The sequence below is a fragment of the Enterobacter sp. ECC-019 genome, assembly GCF_043974075.1.
Lineage (GTDB): Bacteria > Pseudomonadota > Gammaproteobacteria > Enterobacterales > Enterobacteriaceae > Enterobacter > Enterobacter asburiae_D.
On record NZ_CP143759.1, the window covers coordinates 495,935 to 515,446 of the forward strand.

Here is a 19,512-nt window from a genome sequence, read left to right on the forward strand (position 1 = left end):
ATTGGCTAAATACTTATGACTGACATCAGCCGTACTCAGGCGTGGCTCGAAAGTCTGCGCCCTAAAACACTTCCTCTGGCCTTTGCCGCGATTATCGTCGGTACCGCCCTTGCCTGGTGGCAGGGTTATTTTGATCCGCTGGTCGCCGCGCTGGCATTGATTACCGCTGGCCTGCTGCAAATCCTCTCCAATCTCGCCAACGACTACGGCGACGCGGTAAAAGGCAGCGACAAGCCGGACCGCATAGGGCCACTGCGCGGAATGCAGAAAGGGGTGATTACTCAGGCGCAGATGAAACGCGCGCTGATTATCACCGTGGTGCTGATCTGCGTATCCGGCCTGGCGCTGGTGACGGTGGCGTCTAAGACCACCAGCGATTTTATTGGCTTCCTGGTGCTGGGTTTATTGGCCATTATCGCGGCCATCACCTACACCGTCGGCACGCGTCCTTACGGTTATATTGGGCTCGGTGATATCTCCGTACTGGTGTTCTTCGGCTGGTTGAGCGTGATGGGAAGCTGGTACCTGCAGGCGCATACGGTGATCCCTGCCCTGTTCCTGCCCGCGACCGCCTGCGGTCTGCTGGCGACGGCGGTGCTCAACATCAACAACCTGCGCGACATCGACAGCGATCGCGAGAACGGCAAAAATACCCTGGCGGTGCGTCTGGGGCCGGTCAATGCCCGCCGCTATCATGCCTGCCTGCTCATTGGCGCGCTGGTTTGTCTGGCGCTGTTTAACCTGATTTCCTTGCAGAGCTTGTGGGGCTGGCTGTTTGTGCTTGCCGCGCCGCTGCTGATTAAGCAGGCCCGCTTTGTAATGCGTGAACTCAGCCCGTCCGCCATGCCGCCAATGCTGGAGCGCACGGTAAAAGGCGCGTTGCTGACTAACCTGTTGTTCGTCATCGGGATTGTGTTAAGCCAGACGCTGCGTTAGCTGACAAATATCAATTAACAATTGATGATTTTGCCAACAACGCATTTCGCACGATATACTGAACACATTCGCAGCAACTGAGCGTTAAACCTATGAAATACGATACCTCCGAGCTTTGTGACATCTACCAGGAAGATGTCAACGTCGTTGAACCGCTGTTCTCCAACTTTGGTGGGCGGTCGTCGTTTGGCGGTCAAATCGTCACGGTGAAATGTTTCGAGGACAACGGGTTGCTGTACGATCTGCTCGAACAGAATGGCCGCGGCCGCGTTCTTGTGGTCGATGGCGGCGGTTCCGTGCGCCGTGCATTAATTGATGCTGAACTGGCCGGTATTGCCGTCCAGAATGAATGGGAAGGCCTTGTGGTGTATGGTTCCGTGCGTCAGGTCGACGATCTGGAAGACCTGGATATCGGGATTCAGGCCATCGCGGCCATACCGGTAGGGGCGGCGGGTGACGGCATCGGCGAAAGCGACGTGCGCGTCAATTTCGGCGGCGTGACCTTTTTCTCCGGGGACCATCTCTACGCCGATAATACCGGCATTATCCTTTCCGAAGATCCGCTGGATATCGAGTAGTAGAACAGTCAGCGTGAACCATAAAAAAACCGCCAACAGCAATGTGGCGGTTTTTTTTGTCCCTCAGGATTCGCGGTCCGTTGGGAGGATTTACAGCTCCACACCAGGGACTTTTATCATACCCCTCAATAAAAGACAGGCAATCCCTTAGACCCTTTATAACATCCTAATTTTATTTGCACGTCTTAACGGCGAGGCTGATGTTAACTATGATGCTGCGTCCCTTTCCGCCATCTCGCACATGGGCATCGGTCCTGGGAAAGGTGTATTCACAACCGTAAAACAGCCCACACCAGGGCTTGTGTCCACCGACTTATCACCGGTGGTGAACGGTGGAGCGGTTAGCCACAGGGACCGCATAATGAAACGCTATTTATGTATCGCGTTCATTGTCGCCAGCGTACTCGTTGTAAAGAGTGATGAACCGAATGTGTTGATTGCTCTTACTATGACAACGCAGGACAAGTAGCGTTAAGGCCGCCGCTGGCGGCCTTTTTTATGCCAGTAAAAAAAAAGCCGGGTGGCGGCTTCGCCATACCCGGCCTACTCATTAATCCCAATGGGAATTAAACTTCTTCCATACGTCCCAGCAGCGCCTGCAGGCGATCCTGCCAGCCGTTCTGCTGTTCGCGCAGCTGGTTGTTTTCGCGCTCCAGTTCTTCGCGGCCGTGCTGAGCGTTCTGAACTTCCTGCGCCAGGCTGTTGTTCTTCTCTTTCAGCTCTTCAATTTCCATCTGCAGCAGGGTGATGGTGTCAATCGCCTGCTGTACTTTCGATTCCAGTTTCTCAAACACTTCTAAAGACATGATGCTACCTCTCCTGAATTGCAAGGCGACGCTTTAACATAAACGCGCACGACATATACCGTCGATTGTATGGAGCGCGGCGCTCTGTGTCCAGCGACACACCGCGCAGATCGCGGTTTGCAACACTTTTAGGTCTGGTCCTGGTGCGTTCACGTCATATACCCCTAAATTGTTAACTGATTCGTTAATGAAATGATTCAGCTCACATTCCTGTACTGATGTAAAAATGTGCTTTATGGCGCGAAAACGCTCATTTTATTGACGCAGACCACACATTTTGATTTCGATATTTCTCGTTTTTGCTCGTTAACGATAAATTAACACTATGTCTACAGGGCATCGTGGCTGTCACGGGCGGCCATGCTAACAATAAACATCAATTTCTTCAGGATTCCGATTATGAGTCAGACATCAACCTTAAAAGGCCAGTGCATTGCCGAGTTCCTTGGTACCGGGTTGTTGATATTCTTCGGAGTGGGCTGTGTCGCTGCACTGAAAGTGGCGGGTGCCAGTTTTGGTCAGTGGGAAATCAGTATCATCTGGGGTCTGGGCGTGGCGATGGCCATCTACCTGACTGCAGGGGTTTCTGGTGCACATCTTAACCCGGCGGTGACAATCGCACTGTGGCTGTTCGCGTGCTTCGACGGACGCAAAGTTGTTCCTTTCATTATTTCTCAATTTGCCGGCGCGTTTTGCGCAGCGGCGTTAGTTTACGGGCTTTATTACAATCTTTTCATCGACTTCGAACAGACGCATCATATGGTACGCGGCAGCGTCGAAAGTCTGGATCTGGCAGGCATCTTCTCAACCTACCCTAACCCGCATATCAATTTTGTGCAGGCGTTCGCAGTTGAAATGGTGATTACCGCTATTCTGATGGGCGTTATCCTGGCACTGACCGACGACGGAAACGGCATTCCGCGCGGCCCGCTGGCACCCCTGCTGATTGGCCTGCTGATTGCGGTGATTGGCGCATCCATGGGCCCGCTGACCGGATTCGCGATGAACCCGGCACGTGATATCGGACCAAAAGCGTTCGCCTTTATCGCAGGCTGGGGCGACGTCGCCTTCACCGGTGGCAAAGACATTCCTTACTTCCTGGTACCGCTGTTTGCGCCGGTTGTCGGGGCTGCGCTGGGTGCGTTTAGCTACCGCAAATTAATTGGTCGCCACTTACCGTGCGACACCTGTGTGGAAGAGGAGAAGGAAACGACTTCTACCGCACAACAAAAAGCTTCGCTGTAATCTGACTACGGGACACATACCATGACCGAAAAAAAATATATCGTTGCGCTCGACCAGGGCACTACCAGCTCCCGCGCTGTCGTAATGGATCATGACGCGAACATCGTCAGCGTGTCACAGCGCGAATTTGAGCAAATTTATCCTCGCCCAGGCTGGGTAGAACACGACCCGATGGAAATTTGGGCATCGCAAAGCTCCACGCTGGTCGAAGTGCTGGCGAAAGCCGATATCAGTTCCGACGAGATTGCCGCGATTGGTATCACCAACCAACGTGAAACTACCGTAGTCTGGGAGCGCGAAACCGGTAAGCCTATTTACAACGCCATCGTCTGGCAGTGCCGCCGCACCGCAGAAATTTGCGAAAAACTGAAGCGCGAGGGCATGGAAGACTACATCCGTAGCGCAACAGGCCTGGTGATTGACCCGTATTTCTCCGGCACTAAAGTGAAATGGATCCTCGACCACGTGGAAGGTTCACGCGAGCGTGCTAAACGTGGCGAGCTGTTGTTCGGTACCGTCGATACCTGGCTTATCTGGAAGATGACCCAGGGACGCGTTCACGTCACCGACTACACCAACGCCTCGCGTACCATGCTGTTCAACATCAACACCCTGGAGTGGGATGACAAGATGCTGGACGCGCTGGACATTCCGCGCGCAATGCTGCCTGAAGTACGCAAGTCTTCTGAAGTATACGGCCAGACCAACATCGGGGGTAAAGGCGGTACGCGTATTCCTATCGCAGGCATCGCCGGTGACCAGCAGGCGGCGCTGTTCGGCCAGCTGTGCGTCAAGGAAGGGATGGCGAAGAACACCTACGGCACCGGCTGCTTTATGCTGATGAACACCGGCGAGAAAGCGGTGAAATCAGAAAACGGCCTGCTGACCACCATTGCCTGCGGCCCGCGCGGCGAAGTGAACTATGCGCTGGAAGGTGCGGTATTCATGGCCGGTGCGTCTATCCAGTGGCTGCGCGACGAGATGAAGCTGATCAGCGACGCGTTCGACTCCGAGTACTTCGCGACCAAAGTGAAAGACACCAACGGCGTGTACGTGGTGCCTGCGTTCACCGGTCTGGGCGCACCATACTGGGATCCGTATGCACGCGGCGCGATTTTCGGCCTGACGCGCGGTGTGAACTCAAACCACATTATTCGCGCCACTCTGGAATCTATCGCCTATCAGACACGCGACGTGCTGGAAGCGATGCAGGCTGACTCCGGCATTCGTCTGCACGCTCTGCGCGTGGATGGCGGCGCGGTAGCGAATAACTTCCTGATGCAGTTCCAGTCCGACATTCTGGGCACCCGCGTGGAGCGCCCGGAAGTGCGTGAAGTGACGGCGCTGGGCGCGGCGTACCTTGCCGGCCTGGCGGTAGGCTTCTGGCAGAACCTGGACGAGCTGCAGGAAAAAGCGGTTATCGAACGCGAATTCCGCCCAGGCATCGAAACCACCGAGCGTAACTTCCGCTACAGCGGCTGGAAGAAAGCGGTGAAACGCGCCCTGGCGTGGGAAGAGCACGAAGAGTAATTGTCCTTAATCCCCTCTCCATTTGGGAGAGGGTTAGGGTGAGGGGCTCCGGCCGCACCGGTCCCCTCCCCCCTCCCCACTCTGTGATAAACTTCGTGCAATTCCTTTTATTGCACGAGTACCTCATGAAACGTGAACTTGCTATCGAGTTTTCCCGCGTCACCGAAGCAGCCGCCCTTGCAGGCTATAAATGGCTGGGTCGTGGCGACAAAAATACCGCAGACGGCGCAGCCGTCCATGCCATGCGCATTGTGCTTAACCAGGTCAACATCGACGGCACCATCGTGATCGGCGAAGGCGAGATCGACGAAGCGCCGATGCTCTATATCGGTGAAAAAGTCGGTACCGGCAAAGGCGATGCCGTAGATATCGCGGTTGACCCGATCGAAGGCACCCGCATGACGGCGATGGGTCAGGCCAATGCCTTAGCGGTGATGGCCGTGGGCGATAAGGGCTGCTTCCTCAACGCGCCGGATATGTACATGGAAAAGCTGATTGTCGGTCCTGACGCGAAAGGCGCAATCGACCTTAGCCTGCCGCTGGAAGAGAACCTGCACAACATCGCCAAAGCCCTGGGCAAACCCCTTAGCGAACTCACCGTGACTATTCTGGCAAAACCGCGCCACGACGCCACCATCGCGCAGATGCAAAAGCTCGGCGTGCGCGTGTTTGCCATTCCGGACGGTGACGTTGCCGCCTCGATCCTGACCTGCATGCCGGACAGCGAAGTAGACGTGCTGTACGGCATTGGCGGCGCGCCGGAAGGTGTGGTCTCTGCGGCGGTGATCCGCGCGCTGGATGGCGATATGCAGGCCCGTCTGCTGCCCCGCCATGAGGTGAAAGGCGACAGCGAAGAGAACCGCCGTATCGGGGAAAACGAGCTGGCGCGCTGCGAAGCGATGGGCATCGAGGCCAATAAAGTGCTGGCTCTGGACGAGATGGCGCGCAGCGATAACGTTGTCTTCTCGGCGACCGGCATCACCAAAGGCGATCTGCTGGACGGCATCACCCGCAAGGGTAATATGGCCACCACTGAAACCCTGCTGATCCGCGGTAAATCACGCACCATTCGCCGCATCCAGTCTATCCACTATCTCGACCGCAAAGACCCGGACGTGCAGATGCACATTCTGTAAAACCGTTTGATCGATAGAGCTTTCCGGCCCTGACGGGCTGGAAATTGTCACCACAAGTACGGAAGATAGAACAGAGAAACAGCACAGGAGAAGATCATGGCGGACTGGGTAACAGGTAAAGTCACAAAGGTACAGTTCTGGACCGATGCGCTATTTAGTCTCACCGTACATGCTCCCGTTCACCCGTTTAAAGCCGGGCAATTTGCGAAGCTGGGGCTGGACGTCGACGGCGAGCGCGTGCAGCGCGCCTACTCTTACGTTAACGCGCCTGATAACCCGGATCTCGAGTTCTATCTGGTCACCGTTCCTGACGGTAAGCTCAGCCCGCGCCTTGCCGCCCTAAAGCCCGGCGACGACGTGCAAATTGTGAGTGAAGCGGCAGGCTTCTTTGTGCTTGAAGAGATCCCTGACTGCGACACGCTCTGGATGCTGGCAACCGGTACGGCCATCGGCCCTTATCTCTCTATTTTGCAGTACGGCAAAGACCTGGAACGCTTTAAAAACATCGTGCTGGTTCACGCTGCGCGCTACGCTGCAGACCTGAGCTATTTGCCGCAGATGCAGGCGCTTGAACAGCAGTACGGCGGGAAATTAAAGATTCAGACGGTGGTCAGCCGCGAAACCGTAGCAGGAGCGCTTACCGGTCGCGTCCCGGCGTTAATTGAGAGTGGAGCCCTGGAAGACGCGGTGGGTTTGCCGCTGAATGCTGAAACCAGCCACGTCATGCTGTGTGGCAACCCGCAGATGGTACGTGACACGCAGCAGCTTCTGAAGGAAACCCGGCAGATGACGAAACACCTTCGTCGCCGACCGGGCCATATGACCGCCGAACACTACTGGTGATCAGCGGTATTTCACCTCAAGGGTGTCTTTACCGTATTTGTTTTCGCTCTGGGTGCCGATAAACGCGCCCAGATCGACAACCATCATCACGAAGATAATGCTCGGCACCATCCTGCCCACGACCCACGGCAGGATGGACGGAAGCATCGCCCAGTTCCCCGCCACCAGCATCCACGCCAGAATAATCAGAAATGCCCACGCGCCGGAACGTCCGCGATCGTGCAGCCGTTTTACGACAACCGCCGCCGTTGGCCATAGCAGGCAAACCAGCGCGAAGGCCGCCGTTTGCGTGCTCAGCCATGCATTGTAAGCAACGAAAAACAGAAGCAGCATGGCGACAACCCACGTCACCATCCAGATCCAGAAATCACGGCGTCCAATACGCCCTTTGAACGAAAACAGCCACTGCTGTATGGTCATGTAAGGTTCCTTATTATCGTATAGCGCGCATTTTACCCTGGAGTTGTGACCTTTTGACAAGCCGACCAGATATCGTTTTAATCATGAGCACTTACGGCCATGGGCAATGTTGATGAAAAGTTCGGCACGTTCTCTCTTCCTGTGTTTAGCGCTGCTCAGCGTGGGTCATCCCCTGCACGCCGCCGAAACCACTGCCCCGACCACAGCACCGTATCTGCTGGCGGGCGCGCCGTCGTTCGATCAGTCCATCAGCCAGTTTCGTGAAGCCTTCAATCAGGCCAACCCCACGCTCCCGCTGGATGAGTTTCGCGCCATTGATGGCCCCCGCGATACGCCTACCCTGACCCGTGCGGCAAGCAAGATTAACGAGAATTTGTATGCCTCCACGGCGCTGGAGCGCGGGACGTTAAAAATTAAAAGCATGCAAATCACCTGGCTGCCGATACAGGGGCCAGAGCAGAAAACCGCTAAGGCGAAAGCGCTGGAGTACATGAGCGCGGTACTGCAGGCCTTTACCCCTGCGCTGACGAAAAAGCAAAGTCAGCAAAAGCTGCAAAAACTCCTTACCGCCGGGAAAAACAAGCGTTACTACGCCGATACCGAAGGCGCGATCCGCTATGTTGTGGCGGACAACGGCGAAAAAGGACTGACCTTCGCTGTTGAACCGATTAAGCTGGCACTATCTGACACTCTCGGCGGGGCGAATTAATGACAAAAAGCAAAGCCTTTCGAGGGAAAATCTCTATACTGATTCACAGACCATGCTGCCCGACAGGGTGGCCATATTCCTTAATTCGCTTATTTAGCGTGGAGAATTGAAATGCGACATCCTTTAGTGATGGGTAACTGGAAACTGAACGGCAGCCGCCACATGGTAAACGAGCTGGTTGCGAACCTGCGTAAAGAGCTGGCTGGCGTGACGGGCTGCGCGGTTGCTATCGCTCCGCCGGATATGTACCTGGATCTGGCTAAACACGCCGCTGACGGCAGCCACATCATTCTGGGCGCGCAGAACGTTGACGTTAACCTGTCTGGCGCGTTCACCGGTGAAACCTCCGCTGAAATGCTGAAAGATATCGGCGCGAAATACATCATCATCGGCCACTCCGAGCGTCGCACCTATCACAAAGAATCCGATGAGTTCATCGCGAAGAAATTCGCCGTGCTGAAAGAGCAGGGTCTGATCCCGGTTCTGTGCATCGGTGAAACCGAAGCGGAAAACGAAGCGGGCAAAACCGAAGAAGTGTGCGCACGTCAGATCGACGCCGTGCTGAAAACCCAGGGCGCGGCAGCGTTCGAAGGCGCGGTAATCGCATACGAGCCAGTCTGGGCGATCGGTACCGGCAAATCTGCAACCCCTGCGCAGGCTCAGGCGGTTCACAAATTCATCCGTGACCACATTGCTAAAGCAGATGCGAAAGTCGCTGAGCAAGTGATCATCCAGTACGGCGGTTCCGTAAACGCCTCCAACGCTGCTGAGCTGTTCACCCAGCCAGACATCGATGGCGCGCTGGTTGGCGGTGCATCCCTGAAAGCTGACGCTTTCGCGGTGATCGTTAAAGCGGCAGAAGCGGCTAAACAGGCGTAATTGCCTTTGTGGCGGGTGGCGCTTGCGCTTACCCGCCCTACTCAATCGTTACAAACGACCCAGCACGCTAAACCACAGATAATCCAGCGGCAGCAGCACCAGATACGTTGCGATAGCCAGCGCCAGACAAAGCACCATCCCCGCCCTTGCAGGCACCTTCCCGAGCCCCATTGCCACCACAATCGGCGACGCCTGATACGGCAGCAGCGGCGTGGAATAGCCCAGCACCTGAATCATGATCACCGACAGCAGCGGGAAACCGGTCGCGTCCGAAAAACTCTGCGCCAGCGTGGTGTACAGCGCCGGCACGCCGTTGGCGGTCATAATGAAGTTGAGCGCGGTGGTAATACCGGTCAGCGCCAGGAAACTGGTGAACGGTCTGTCTGCATCCAGCGGCATAATGCGAAGCAACGCCTCGCCCACAGCCGTTCCGATACCGGTTTGCGTCACCACGATTGCCAGACCGAGAATACCCGCGACGTAAATGCAGGTACGCATGTTCACGCCCGCTGAAAATTCTTCCCCGGTGATAAAGCCAACGCGCGGCAGCATGACGACGATCGATGCCGCCAGCCCCGTCCACGCGGGCCCCACGCCGTGCCAGCTCTCCGTCACCCACATCCCCAGCACCACCGCCAGCAGCCAGGCGAGACGCTTTTCGTCCCGCCCCATCGGCTCAGACAGCGCCTGTTCCTTCGGCGGTTTCGGGCTACCGGGAAATAGCCAGCAGATCAGGCCAATCAGGATCAGGCCTTTGAGAATGCCCAGCACCGGCGTGTGCAGCAGCAGATACGGGACATAGTTCAGATGGATGCCGTACGAGCCTTCCGCCGCACCGCTCATCACCAGATTAGGGACATTAGCAGGCAGGATAGTCGCCGAAAGCTGGAAGGTGCCGAACCCCACGGCCAGCGCCAGCCCATACCAGGCGCGGGAGCCGTCGGCGATGCCAGCGCGTTTTGCCATCGCCGCGACAATCGGCATCAGCAGCGCAATACGCCCCATGTTCGACGGCATCACAAACGCCAGCGCATAGCTCAGCAACACCACGCTCGCCACCATCAACATCCAGGAGTCGGTGAGTTTTGACGACAGCGCCCGGGCGGCCCTGTCCGCCAGTCCGGTTTTACGGATCGCCACGCCGAGCACAAAACCGCTGAATACCAGCCAGAAAGCCGACGAGGCAAAACCGCCGAAGATCGCTTCCGGCGGGGCGATTCTGGCGATCATCGCCGCCGTGAAGAACAGCAGCGCGGTGATAAATTCCGGCAATAGCGACGTCGCCCACAGCACGATGGTGACGCCAACGATCAGTGAGGGCAGCAGCAGAGGATGCGTTAACCAGAGCGACATACCTGTCTCCTGTAGAATTTTTCAGCAAGTCTACGGTGACAGGCAGCCCGAGTAAACGCGATTTATGGTGGGGTTAATTCAGGATAGCGCATTGATGATCCTGTAATTCCTCTGCCGACGCGCGGTTGAGCATCAGCAGATTGCGCTCGGTCGCCAGCAACACAAACGAGCCGTCCGACTGCTGCGCCATCGCCAGGGCAAAGCGCCCCATATGGTCGCGCGCTTCCGGCAGCTCTTCTGCCAGCATCATAAACGGGCTGCGCTGGACCAGTTCATTCTCCGTCACCCGGCGAGCAAGATACTCATGTCCTTCCAGCCCGCCAGGAAGAGGCAGCCACTGGGTGCTGATTTCTCCCTGTGCTGCGTTGAGCTTCTCGCGCACGTCCGGGCGCAGGCAGGAGATATGAATATGGAAATGGTTCTGGGTACGACCCGTCGGGGAGTTAATCGTCAGCGAAATGGCGCTGTCAGGCACCTCGGATCCACGCTTCAGGGTCATAAAGCTGCGTGACTGCCACGCCAGCCAGAAAAAGTTCGGCGTATGAGCGTCGGTCAACAGCGGGCTTTCGGTACCGTTGATGCGATATGTCGGCATCAGCAGGTATTGCAGCGGCCCGTTGCGATCTTTAAATACCACATAGCCTGCATCCGTTTTCACCTGCGCACAGGGTGCCGGGTTACGATTCTGGATCTGATTCGGCACACACTGGTCGAGAACGATATGTCGCAACGCATTCGGATTACCCGCCTTCATCCAGTACCAGCCGCCTGCGGCAAGGGCGATGACAATGAGGATCAATAAGATAATTTTTTTCACAACGCGTTCCCTGTTTTCAATAGAGGCAAAAGAGTAACGCAAAATGATGACCAAATAAAAAACCCGGCGGATTTCTCACGCCGGGTCACTGTGTCATTGGCTAATGGTTAGCGCTGGCTGATCTGGTCGAAAGTGCCACCGTTAGAGAAGTGCTCTTTCTGCGCTTTGGTCCAGCCGCCGAACTCGTCATCAATGGTGAAGAGTTTCAGTTTAGGGAAGACGCTTTCGTATTTCTTCGCAACGGCCGGATCGCGTGGACGATAGAAGTTTTTCGCCGCAATTTCCTGGCCTTCCGGTGAGTAGAGATACTTCAGGTACGCTTCAGCAACCGCTTTGGTGTCTTTCTTCTCAACCACTTTATCGACTACAGAGACGGTCGGCTCAGCCAGAATCGATTCGCTTGGGGTGACGATCTCAAATTTGTCTTTGCCCAGCTCGTTGGTGGCCAGCAGGGCTTCGTTTTCCCATGCGATCAGCACGTCGCCAATCCCGCGCTCGACGAAGGTGTTGGTGGCGCCACGCGCGCCGGAGTCCAGCACCTCGACGTTTTTATACAGCGCTTTCACGAATTCCTGCGCTTTGGCCTGGTCGCCATTGTTGTGGTGCAGCGCATAGCCCCACGCGCCCAGGTAGTTCCAGCGAGCGCCGCCAGAGCTTTTCGGGTTTGGGGTAATCACCGAAACGCCCGGTTTGATCAGGTCGTTCCAGTCTTTAATTTGTTTCGGGTTTCCTTTACGCACCAGGAAGACGATGGTCGAGGTGTATGGCGCGGAGTTATCCGGCAGGCGTTTGATCCAGTTTTTGTCGATGCGGCCACGCTCGGCGATAGCGTCGACATCGTAGGCCAGCGCCAGGGTCACCACGTCAGCTTCAATACCGTTGATGACGGAGGTCGCCTGCTTGCCAGAACCACCGTGAGACTGGCGAACCACGACATTGTCACCGGTTTCCTGCTTCCAGTGTGCTGCAAACGCTTTGTTGTATTGCTCGTACAGTTCACGCGTCGGGTCGTATGACACGTTCAGTAACTGGATGTCCTTAGCCAGAACGCTGGTCGATGCCAGCAATAATGTTAAACCCACGCCCCATTTATTCATCGCCCAGCTCTCTTGTGTAGTGTTTTGATGAATGCAGCGTGCCAGAAAGCGATTCGAGGATTAAAGAATAAAAAAAGATTGGCTATAACTTTGAGGAATAAAAAGGCAAACTCTGCGGATAAAAAAGCCCGGTGGCGCTTCGCTTACCGGGCCTACGAACCGTGCTTTTGTAGGCCGGGTAAAGCGAAGCCGCCACCCGGCACAATACAAACGCTGATCAATACAGTTTTTTCGCGCAGTCCAGCCAGTCACCTTTAAACGGACGCTTCATGCTTTCAATGGCGTCGATGATGTCATGGTGAACCAGTTTTTCGTTCTGAATACCGACGCAACGACCACCATGGCCTTGCAGCAGCAGATCGATAGCATACGCGCCCATACGGGACGCCAGAATACGGTCGTAAGGGCCTGGGGAACCGCCACGCTGGATGTGACCCAGTACGGTCGCGCGGGTTTCGCGTTTGGTTTCCGCTTCGATGTACTTCGCCAGCTCATCAACGTCACAGATGTGCTCGGTGATAGCCACGATCGCGTGTTTTTTACCTTTCGCGATGCCCGCTTTGATTTCAGCCACCAAATCTTCACGGCTAAATTCGACTTCTGGCACGACGATAAATTCGCAACCGCCCGCAATGGCTGCCGCCAGCGTCAGGTCGCCGCAGTAACGGCCCATCACTTCAACAATAGAGATACGCTGGTGAGAAGACGAGGTGTCACGCAGACGGTCAATCGCTTCAACAACGGTACCCAGTGCAGTAAAGAAGCCGATAGTGTAGTCAGTACCTTTGATGTCGTTGTCGATGGTGCCCGGCAGACCGATGCACGGGAAACCCATTTCGGTCAGACGTTTTGCACCCATGTAAGAGCCGTCACCGCCGATGACCACCAGGGCGTCCAGGCCGCGTTTCTTCATGTTTTCGATAGCCACTTCACGAACGTGTTCATCACGGAATTCCGGGAAGCGCGCAGAACCGAGGAAAGTACCGCCACGGTTGATCATGTCAGACACGCTGTAACGGTCGAGCTGAACCATACGATCTTCATACAGGCCCAGATAACCGTCATAAACGCCAAAAACTTCCAGGCCTTCCGTCAGCGCTGCACGGACAACACCACGAATTGCCGCGTTCATGCCCGGCGCATCACCGCCGCTTGTCAACACACCGATTTTCTTAATCATGACTACCTCTGAACTTAGGAATGCAAAATTGAAATCTGTTGCCGGAAGAAATTTATCGGCCAACGAATACTGCAAATAGTATATCAATCCCTTCCAGCTGAATTGATTCAGGTCAGACCAAATGGCGGTAATTTATACACAAAATGCTGGCCTGGCTCACTTTTTTACAACGAATTACGAAAGCCCAACATGACCGGGTACAACCGAGCAGGGATCCTGGTGAATGATGACGTCTGAACCAGGAAAACGCTGCAAAATCGCCTGCTCGACCTGCTCAGCAATAACATGAGCCTGTACCAGTGGCAGGTTGTCTTCCATTTCAATATGAATCTGAATAAAGCGGGTCGGCCCTGACTGCCGCGTTCGAAGATCGTGTGCACCGCTGACGCCGGGCCAGGAGGTCACGATGGAAAAAATTTCATTACGTTCTGAGTCCGGGAGGGCGCGGTCAAGCAGTGATTGCACCGCTTCATACCCCATCCGCAGGGCGCTATATAAAATATAGATACCAATCCCTAACGCAAACAACGCATCGGCCCGATGCCAGCCATACCAGGCCAGACCGAGCGCAATAAGAATAGCCCCATTCATCATAACATCAGATTGATAATGAAGCATATCCGCCCGTACAGCCTGACTTTGCGTTTTGCGAACAACCCAGCGCTGGAACGTTACCAGAACAAGTGTGCATATAAGCGCAACGATCGTCACAATCACGCCCACCCCGGGATCGTTCATCGGTGTCGGCGAGACGAGATGCTGAATGCCGGTCAGAAACAGGAAAAGCGCAGAACCCGAAATGAACATACTTTGCGCCAGCGCGGCCAGCGACTCCGCTTTGCCATGTCCAAACGTGTGCTCTTCATCTGCCGGCTGCAGCGAGTAACGTACCACCAGCAGGTTGGTCAGCGAAGCAGCAATATCCACCAGTGAGTCCACCAGCGCCGCCAGAATACTGACCGATCCGGTATACCACCACGCGAAAACCTTGATGACCAGCAAGCACGACGCCATTACCGTCGCGGCCATTGCGGCCCGGCTTACCAGCCTTCCATAGGATTGATTCATAAACGCTCCTGTCATGTCATGCCGCTAGTATAACGGAAGCATGTGGAGTAGAAGGATGAATAAACGGTTAACAAAGCAGAATGTGGGGCAGAGGAACACCCCACATGTGGGAGCAGACGGAAGCAATGAAGGAAGTCAACCAATAACTATTTGTCTTAAAGCAATTTTATTACAATGACCGCTGCATCCAGACTACACATCCGGTTTGGTTGTTACATTGTTATGCGCCATCGACGCTAATGTCATTGCAATTAGAAAATACTTAATGGATAAGTTGCTTCAGCATCAAATCGCGAAACAGATATTATTGATTTTGTTCAAACATCCAAAACCTATCAACTACTCTGAAAAATCACCTGGGTATCTAACTCGTTGTTTCTCCTGCAATTCATAACTTAACTTATTGTTGTTTAATTTCAGAGATATAGTACACTTGATGCTATACATGTTGTACTGGAATAAAACTTATCTAAAGAGAATATACATGTCTAATGAACCACTAAAAATTGCATTCACTGGCGTTTATGATATCGCAAATTATGGCGATCATTTATTTCCAATTATTTTCGATAAAATAATGAAAATGAAAGGTCTGAATATCAAGCTTTATCTTTTCTCACCGGTGGGGGGGACACAAAGCCTATCATTAAATGAGATTGTTTACCCTTTAAATGAGATGGAATCATTGCATCTCAAACATAATTTTGATGCGATTGTTGTTGGTGGCGGTGGAATATTCCACTATGCAAGTGGTCAGCAAAAAATCAAAAGAGACTCGGACGAGTTCGTAGACTACCCGGTGTTTGAAACATGGGTTATTCCTTCTATTGTTGCATACAAGCACAACATAAAATTAATCTGGAATCTACTTGGCGGCTATCATGATTTCTCACCATTTTACCAGAAACTTACTCAAGCATTATGTGACCCTATTGACTATATATCAGTCCGGGATAACTATACCAAGAAAATTCTAACAGACAGTGGCATAGACGATGCATTAATTAACGTATTCCCTGATTCTGCATTTATGATGACAGAATGCATTCCAGGTGAGCTTATTGAGAAATCGCTAAATGATTTAAGAACCAGCGATAAAGAATACATTGTTTATCACGCGAACAGATTCCTACCCAAGAGCGCCATCCCTGATGTTGTTAAGTCATTAGATTATTTCTACAACTTAGGCTTTGAAATCATACTGCTACCATTGGCATATACTCATGATGATGAAAGCATTCTTAGAGAGATAAACCAACACGCAGATTCCCGATATACTCTTTATGAAAAAGAACTCAATATGTACGAAATAATGAGCATGTTGGCAGGTTGCCATGCTTATATTGGTGTGAGTTTTCATGGAGCAATTACCGCAGCCTGTCATGGAAAAAAAGTTGTAGCCTATGATTATATGCTGAATGGGAAAACTAAAGATCTATTCAAGATGTTAGATCTTCAGGATTATTACGTAACTGATTCGAATTCCCTTTACGAGCGTACAGTACAATGTTACAAAAACATGTCGCCAGTTATTTTAGATGATAAAATAGCATCTCTGCATCAACACTTTGACACCATTATTAAATTGCTCGTCACAAATAAAACAAGAGAGAAAGGCAGTGATAATTTCCTTGTAAACTTTTCTGATACCATATCCAATATAAATAAATCTTTCAGCACATTACAATCCGAGTTCAGCCAACTGGACAATCTAAGTAGAGATACCTACATACAGTATATAGCGCTACAGGATAAACACACCGAATTATGCAAGTCAAATACTGAACTGAAGGATACAGTCAATACCTTAAGTAGCACTAATATTGAATTTCAGGATACATTCAACAACCTTCAACAACAGAACAATGAATTGCTAAAACAAAAATCCGATGCTGAAAAATGGATTAATGAAATGCAAAAATCAAGAACCTATAATTTGATTAAAACCATTAATAACATCAAATTAAAAATCAAAAAAGCACTCATAAAATAATACAGAAATAAATGAAAACTGCTTCATGATAATAGCAAAGTGGAAAGATATACCTTTTCCCTTATGATTGTGAAGAATCAATGGTAAAAAAAAACCCCCACATCATGTGGGGGAAGACAGGGATGGTGTCTATGGCAAGGAAAACAGGGTTTACTGGTTACTACGGGTACTGCTAGTGCTACTGAAAAACGTCGTTTCTGAGCTTCGCTGCATCCGTGCAACCTCACGCAACTGGTCCATTCGCTGCTGATGTCTGGCGTTCAAAACCGCTTGCTGCTCGGGCGTTAGCAGGTGGAACATCTGGTTGCGGACCTTCGCCATCTCTACCTGGCGGGCAACCTGTTCCTGTGCCATTTTTTCGGCCTGAGCGCGTACAGCGCTTTCGTCAAAATTTTCTGCGGTGACAAGGCGATGCATTGTCTCCATTTCGCTAACATTAACAGGGGGCTGGTCGTGTCGTGCCCTCTGCATCAGATCTCGCATCTGTTGACGCTGATGTTCGGTTAAACTTATGCCGTCAAACATATGGCTTTGGCTGCTGTTCTGCGTTGCCCCCTCTTGTAAGGGACTGTTATCGCTGATGATAGCTACAGCAGCCTGGCTAAACGCACTGAACGCCAGCGTTGAGGCCATGACGGCAGCGGTAACTTTGCGCATCACTTGCTCCCAAAATCTTTCGTGTCGCGATTCAACGAGAGACAGTCTACGATTCAGGCTGCAAACATGCGTCAGGGGGTGTAAAACAACGTAAAGTCATGGATTAGACAGCCTTGATGTCGTAATTTCTGCCTCGGAGGTATTTAAACAATGAATAAAATCCTGTTAGTTGATGATGACCGAGAGCTCACATCCCTTTTAAAGGAGTTGCTCGACATGGAAGGTTTCAACGTCCTGGTTGCCCATGATGGCGAGCAGGCGCTGAGTCTCCTTGACGACAGCATCGATTTACTTTTGCTCGACGTGATGATGCCGAAGAAAAACGGCATTGATACGTTGAAAGAGCTTCGCCAGACACACCAGACTCCCGTTATCATGCTGACCGCACGCGGCAGCGAACTTGACCGCGTACTCGGCCTTGAGCTGGGCGCGGATGACTATTTACCGAAGCCGTTTAACGACCGTGAACTGGTTGCCCGTATTCGCGCTATCCTGCGTCGTTCCCACTGGAGCGAGCAGCAGCAAAATACCGACAACAGCTCACCTACTCTTGAAGTCGACTCCCTGAGCCTGAACCCGGGCCGTCAGGAGGCGAGCTTTGATGGCCAGACGCTGGAACTGACCGGCACGGAGTTCACCCTGCTGTATCTGCTGGCGCAGCATCTCGGCCAGGTGGTATCGCGTGAACATTTAAGTCAGGAAGTGCTGGGCAAACGTCTCACCCCGTTTGACCGCGCCATCGACATGCACATCTCTAACCTGCGCCGTAAGCTGCCGGAGCGTAAAGACGGTCATCCATGGTTTAAAACCCTGCGTGGTCGCGGTTATCTGATGGTTTCCGCTTCATGATAGGAAGCTTAACCGCCCGCATCTTCGCCATCTTCTGGCTGACGCTGGCACTGGTTTTAATGCTCGTACTGATGTTGCCAAAACTCGACTCACGCCAGATGACGGAGCTTCTCGACAGCGAGCAACGTCAGGGCGTGATGATCGAGCAGCACGTGGAAGCCGAGCTGGCAAACGATCCGCCGAACGATTTAATGTGGTGGCGCAGGCTGTTTCGCGCTATCGACAAGTGGGCGCCGCCCGGACAACGCCTGCTGCTGGTGACCAGCGAAGGCCGCGTCATTGGGGCCGATCGCAATGAAATGCAGATTATCCGCAACTTCATTGGCCAGGCGGATAACGCCGATCATCCCCAGAAGAAGAAATATGGCCGCGTAGAAATGGTGGGGCCTTTCTCCGTCAGAGACGGAGAGGATAACTATCAGCTCTACCTGATCCGTCCGGCGAGTAACTCCCAGTCTGATTTTATCAACCTGCTGTTTGACCGCCCTCTCCTGCTGCTGATTGTCACCATGCTGGTCAGCTCGCCGCTGCTGTTATGGCTGGCGTGGAGCCTGGCAAAACCGGCGCGTAAGCTGAAGAATGCCGCCGATGAGGTTGCTCAGGGTAACCTGCGACAACACCCTGAACTGGAAGCCGGACCTCAGGAGTTCCTTGCCGCCGGGACCAGTTTTAACCAGATGGTGAGCGCTCTCGATCGCATGATGACCGCACAGCAACGTCTGCTGTCGGATATCTCGCACGAGCTGCGTACCCCGCTTACGCGCTTGCAGCTTGGCACCGCGCTACTGCGCCGCCGCAGCGGTGAGAGCAAAGAGCTGGAGCGTATTGAAACGGAAGCTCACCGCCTGGACAGCATGATCAACGACCTGCTGGTCATGTCGCGCAATCAGCAGAAAAACGCGCTGGTCAGCGAAACGGTGAAAGCGAATCACCTGTGGCACGAGGTGCTGGACAACGCGGCGTTCGAAGCGGAACAGATGGGTAAATCCTTCACCGTCAACTTCCCGCCGGGCCCGTGGCCGCTGTACGGTAACCCCAACACGCTGGAAAGCGCGCTGGAAAACATCGTGCGTAACGCCCTGCGCTACTCGCATACGAAAATTGAGGTGGCGTTCTCGGTGGATAAAGACGGGATCACCGTCATTGTCGATGACGACGGTCCCGGCGTCAGCCCGGAAGACCGCGAGCAGATTTTCCGTCCGTTCTATCGTACTGATGAGGCGCGCGACCGGGAATCGGGTGGTACGGGACTGGGTCTGGCGATTGTTGAAACCGCCATGCAGCAGCACCGTGGTTGGGTGAAAGCCGACGACAGCCCGCTGGGTGGACTACGGTTAACGCTGTGGCTACCGTTGTATAAGCGTTCGTAGCTGTTAGTGCCGGGTGGCGGCTTCGCCTTACCCGGCCTACTCTCTA

General features: G+C 53.4%; 19 protein-coding genes. 11 read left to right on the forward strand and 8 right to left on the reverse strand.

Annotation, left to right across the window (positions count from 1 at the left end):
• The first annotated feature begins 15 nt into the window (after positions 1–15).
• Both menA and rraA read left to right on the forward strand, forming a co-directional pair.
• Entirely contained in the window at positions 16–936 is a 921-nt protein-coding gene (gene menA / locus V1566_RS02430) for a 1,4-dihydroxy-2-naphthoate polyprenyltransferase (RefSeq protein WP_033146936.1), read from the forward strand.
• Between the two features lie 92 nt (positions 937–1,028).
• Complete coding sequence (gene rraA, locus V1566_RS02435; RefSeq protein ID WP_023309687.1) at positions 1,029–1,514, forward strand: ribonuclease E activity regulator RraA; 486 nt, start codon at positions 1,029–1,031, stop codon at positions 1,512–1,514.
• A gap of 566 nt (positions 1,515–2,080) precedes the next feature.
• Here rraA and zapB read toward each other — a convergent pair.
• Positions 2,081–2,320, reverse strand: coding sequence for a septal ring assembly protein ZapB (gene zapB, locus V1566_RS02440; RefSeq protein ID WP_010436935.1), 240 nt, complete (start codon positions 2,318–2,320; stop codon positions 2,081–2,083).
• A gap of 399 nt (positions 2,321–2,719) precedes the next feature.
• On the opposite strand from zapB, the gene V1566_RS02445 reads away from it, so the two are divergent.
• The 4 genes from V1566_RS02445 to fpr all read left to right on the forward strand — a co-directional run bounded on the left by V1566_RS02445 (position 2,720) and on the right by fpr (position 7,074).
• Positions 2,720–3,565, forward strand: coding sequence for an MIP/aquaporin family protein (locus V1566_RS02445; protein ID WP_032639961.1), 846 nt, complete (start codon positions 2,720–2,722; stop codon positions 3,563–3,565).
• 21 nt (positions 3,566–3,586) lie between these two features.
• On the forward strand, positions 3,587–5,095 hold the full coding sequence (glpK, locus tag V1566_RS02450) for a glycerol kinase GlpK (protein WP_063144383.1): 1,509 nt from the start codon (positions 3,587–3,589) through the stop codon (positions 5,093–5,095).
• A 125-nt stretch (positions 5,096–5,220) separates the two neighbouring features.
• Positions 5,221–6,231 carry a class II fructose-bisphosphatase gene (gene glpX / locus V1566_RS02455; RefSeq protein ID WP_395304966.1) on the forward strand — a complete coding sequence of 337 codons (1,011 nt, stop codon included), beginning with the start codon at positions 5,221–5,223 and terminating at the stop codon, positions 6,229–6,231.
• 96 nt (positions 6,232–6,327) lie between these two features.
• On the forward strand, positions 6,328–7,074 hold the full coding sequence (gene fpr / locus V1566_RS02460; protein ID WP_395304967.1) for a ferredoxin--NADP(+) reductase: 747 nt from the start codon (positions 6,328–6,330) through the stop codon (positions 7,072–7,074).
• Here fpr and V1566_RS02465 read toward each other — a convergent pair whose 3' ends face one another.
• Positions 7,075–7,494: a DUF805 domain-containing protein gene (locus V1566_RS02465; RefSeq protein ID WP_395304968.1), complete on the reverse strand. Its 420-nt coding sequence runs from the start codon at positions 7,492–7,494 to the stop codon at positions 7,075–7,077.
• A gap of 112 nt (positions 7,495–7,606) precedes the next feature.
• Between V1566_RS02465 and V1566_RS02470 the strand changes: the two genes are divergently transcribed.
• Together V1566_RS02470 and tpiA are read left to right on the forward strand one after the other, a co-directional pair.
• Positions 7,607–8,203 (forward strand): DUF1454 family protein, encoded by a 597-nt coding sequence (locus V1566_RS02470; RefSeq protein WP_395304969.1) that lies wholly within the window; start codon positions 7,607–7,609, stop codon positions 8,201–8,203.
• Between the two features lie 111 nt (positions 8,204–8,314).
• Positions 8,315–9,082: a triose-phosphate isomerase gene (gene tpiA / locus V1566_RS02475; protein ID WP_014172206.1), complete on the forward strand. Its 768-nt coding sequence runs from the start codon at positions 8,315–8,317 to the stop codon at positions 9,080–9,082.
• Positions 9,083–9,130: 48 nt separating this feature from the next.
• On the opposite strand, the gene V1566_RS02480 is transcribed toward tpiA, so the two are convergent.
• From V1566_RS02480 to fieF, 5 genes are all read right to left on the reverse strand, one after another.
• Positions 9,131–10,435 (reverse strand): SLC13 family permease, encoded by a 1,305-nt coding sequence (locus tag V1566_RS02480; protein WP_395304970.1) that lies wholly within the window; start codon positions 10,433–10,435, stop codon positions 9,131–9,133.
• Between the two features lie 73 nt (positions 10,436–10,508).
• A complete protein-coding gene (locus V1566_RS02485; protein WP_339275707.1) occupies positions 10,509–11,252 on the reverse strand; it encodes a CDP-diacylglycerol diphosphatase in 744 nt (247 codons plus the stop codon).
• A 107-nt stretch (positions 11,253–11,359) separates the two neighbouring features.
• Positions 11,360–12,349 (reverse strand): sulfate ABC transporter substrate-binding protein, encoded by a 990-nt coding sequence (locus V1566_RS02490; protein WP_029741703.1) that lies wholly within the window; start codon positions 12,347–12,349, stop codon positions 11,360–11,362.
• 217 nt (positions 12,350–12,566) lie between these two features.
• On the reverse strand, positions 12,567–13,529 hold the full coding sequence (gene pfkA, locus V1566_RS02495; RefSeq protein ID WP_134347562.1) for a 6-phosphofructokinase: 963 nt from the start codon (positions 13,527–13,529) through the stop codon (positions 12,567–12,569).
• 174 nt (positions 13,530–13,703) lie between these two features.
• Positions 13,704–14,597 carry a CDF family cation-efflux transporter FieF gene (gene fieF, locus V1566_RS02500; protein WP_148244653.1) on the reverse strand — a complete coding sequence of 298 codons (894 nt, stop codon included), beginning with the start codon at positions 14,595–14,597 and terminating at the stop codon, positions 13,704–13,706.
• A 484-nt stretch (positions 14,598–15,081) separates the two neighbouring features.
• Here fieF and V1566_RS02505 point away from each other — a divergent pair, with 484 nt between their 5' ends.
• A complete protein-coding gene (locus V1566_RS02505) occupies positions 15,082–16,590 on the forward strand; it encodes a polysaccharide pyruvyl transferase family protein (RefSeq protein WP_395304971.1) in 1,509 nt (502 codons plus the stop codon).
• 150 nt (positions 16,591–16,740) lie between these two features.
• Here V1566_RS02505 and cpxP read toward each other — a convergent pair whose 3' ends face one another.
• A complete protein-coding gene (gene cpxP, locus V1566_RS02510) occupies positions 16,741–17,247 on the reverse strand; it encodes a cell-envelope stress modulator CpxP (protein ID WP_395304972.1) in 507 nt (168 codons plus the stop codon).
• Between the two features lie 150 nt (positions 17,248–17,397).
• On the opposite strand from cpxP, the gene cpxR reads away from it, so the two are divergent.
• Both cpxR and cpxA read left to right on the forward strand, forming a co-directional pair.
• Complete coding sequence (gene cpxR / locus V1566_RS02515; protein ID WP_006179159.1) at positions 17,398–18,096, forward strand: envelope stress response regulator transcription factor CpxR; 699 nt, start codon at positions 17,398–17,400, stop codon at positions 18,094–18,096.
• Positions 18,093–19,466 carry an envelope stress sensor histidine kinase CpxA gene (gene cpxA / locus V1566_RS02520; RefSeq protein WP_023309731.1) on the forward strand — a complete coding sequence of 458 codons (1,374 nt, stop codon included), beginning with the start codon at positions 18,093–18,095 and terminating at the stop codon, positions 19,464–19,466. Before cpxR ends, cpxA begins: the two co-directional genes overlap by 4 nt.
• Positions 19,467–19,512 lie beyond the last annotated feature (46 nt).

What these genes read in the sequence shown, in the direction of transcription:
- menA (WP_033146936.1), top strand. Translation starts at nt 16, where the DNA reads ATGACTGACATCAGCCGTACTCAGGCGTGGCTCGAAAGTCTGCGCCCT.
- rraA (WP_023309687.1), top strand. Translation starts at nt 1,029, where the DNA reads ATGAAATACGATACCTCCGAGCTTTGTGACATCTACCAGGAAGATGTC.
- zapB (WP_010436935.1), bottom strand. Translation starts at nt 2,320, where the DNA reads ATGTCTTTAGAAGTGTTTGAGAAACTGGAATCGAAAGTACAGCAGGCG.
- V1566_RS02445 (WP_032639961.1), top strand. Translation starts at nt 2,720, where the DNA reads ATGAGTCAGACATCAACCTTAAAAGGCCAGTGCATTGCCGAGTTCCTT.
- glpK (WP_063144383.1), top strand. Translation starts at nt 3,587, where the DNA reads ATGACCGAAAAAAAATATATCGTTGCGCTCGACCAGGGCACTACCAGC.
- glpX (WP_395304966.1), top strand. Translation starts at nt 5,221, where the DNA reads ATGAAACGTGAACTTGCTATCGAGTTTTCCCGCGTCACCGAAGCAGCC.
- fpr (WP_395304967.1), top strand. Translation starts at nt 6,328, where the DNA reads ATGGCGGACTGGGTAACAGGTAAAGTCACAAAGGTACAGTTCTGGACC.
- V1566_RS02465 (WP_395304968.1), bottom strand. Translation starts at nt 7,494, where the DNA reads ATGACCATACAGCAGTGGCTGTTTTCGTTCAAAGGGCGTATTGGACGC.
- V1566_RS02470 (WP_395304969.1), top strand. Translation starts at nt 7,607, where the DNA reads ATGAAAAGTTCGGCACGTTCTCTCTTCCTGTGTTTAGCGCTGCTCAGC.
- tpiA (WP_014172206.1), top strand. Translation starts at nt 8,315, where the DNA reads ATGCGACATCCTTTAGTGATGGGTAACTGGAAACTGAACGGCAGCCGC.
- V1566_RS02480 (WP_395304970.1), bottom strand. Translation starts at nt 10,435, where the DNA reads ATGTCGCTCTGGTTAACGCATCCTCTGCTGCTGCCCTCACTGATCGTT.
- V1566_RS02490 (WP_029741703.1), bottom strand. Translation starts at nt 12,349, where the DNA reads ATGAATAAATGGGGCGTGGGTTTAACATTATTGCTGGCATCGACCAGC.
- pfkA (WP_134347562.1), bottom strand. Translation starts at nt 13,529, where the DNA reads ATGATTAAGAAAATCGGTGTGTTGACAAGCGGCGGTGATGCGCCGGGC.
- fieF (WP_148244653.1), bottom strand. Translation starts at nt 14,597, where the DNA reads ATGAATCAATCCTATGGAAGGCTGGTAAGCCGGGCCGCAATGGCCGCG.
- V1566_RS02505 (WP_395304971.1), top strand. Translation starts at nt 15,082, where the DNA reads ATGTCTAATGAACCACTAAAAATTGCATTCACTGGCGTTTATGATATC.
- cpxP (WP_395304972.1), bottom strand. Translation starts at nt 17,247, where the DNA reads ATGCGCAAAGTTACCGCTGCCGTCATGGCCTCAACGCTGGCGTTCAGT.
- cpxR (WP_006179159.1), top strand. Translation starts at nt 17,398, where the DNA reads ATGAATAAAATCCTGTTAGTTGATGATGACCGAGAGCTCACATCCCTT.
- cpxA (WP_023309731.1), top strand. Translation starts at nt 18,093, where the DNA reads ATGATAGGAAGCTTAACCGCCCGCATCTTCGCCATCTTCTGGCTGACG.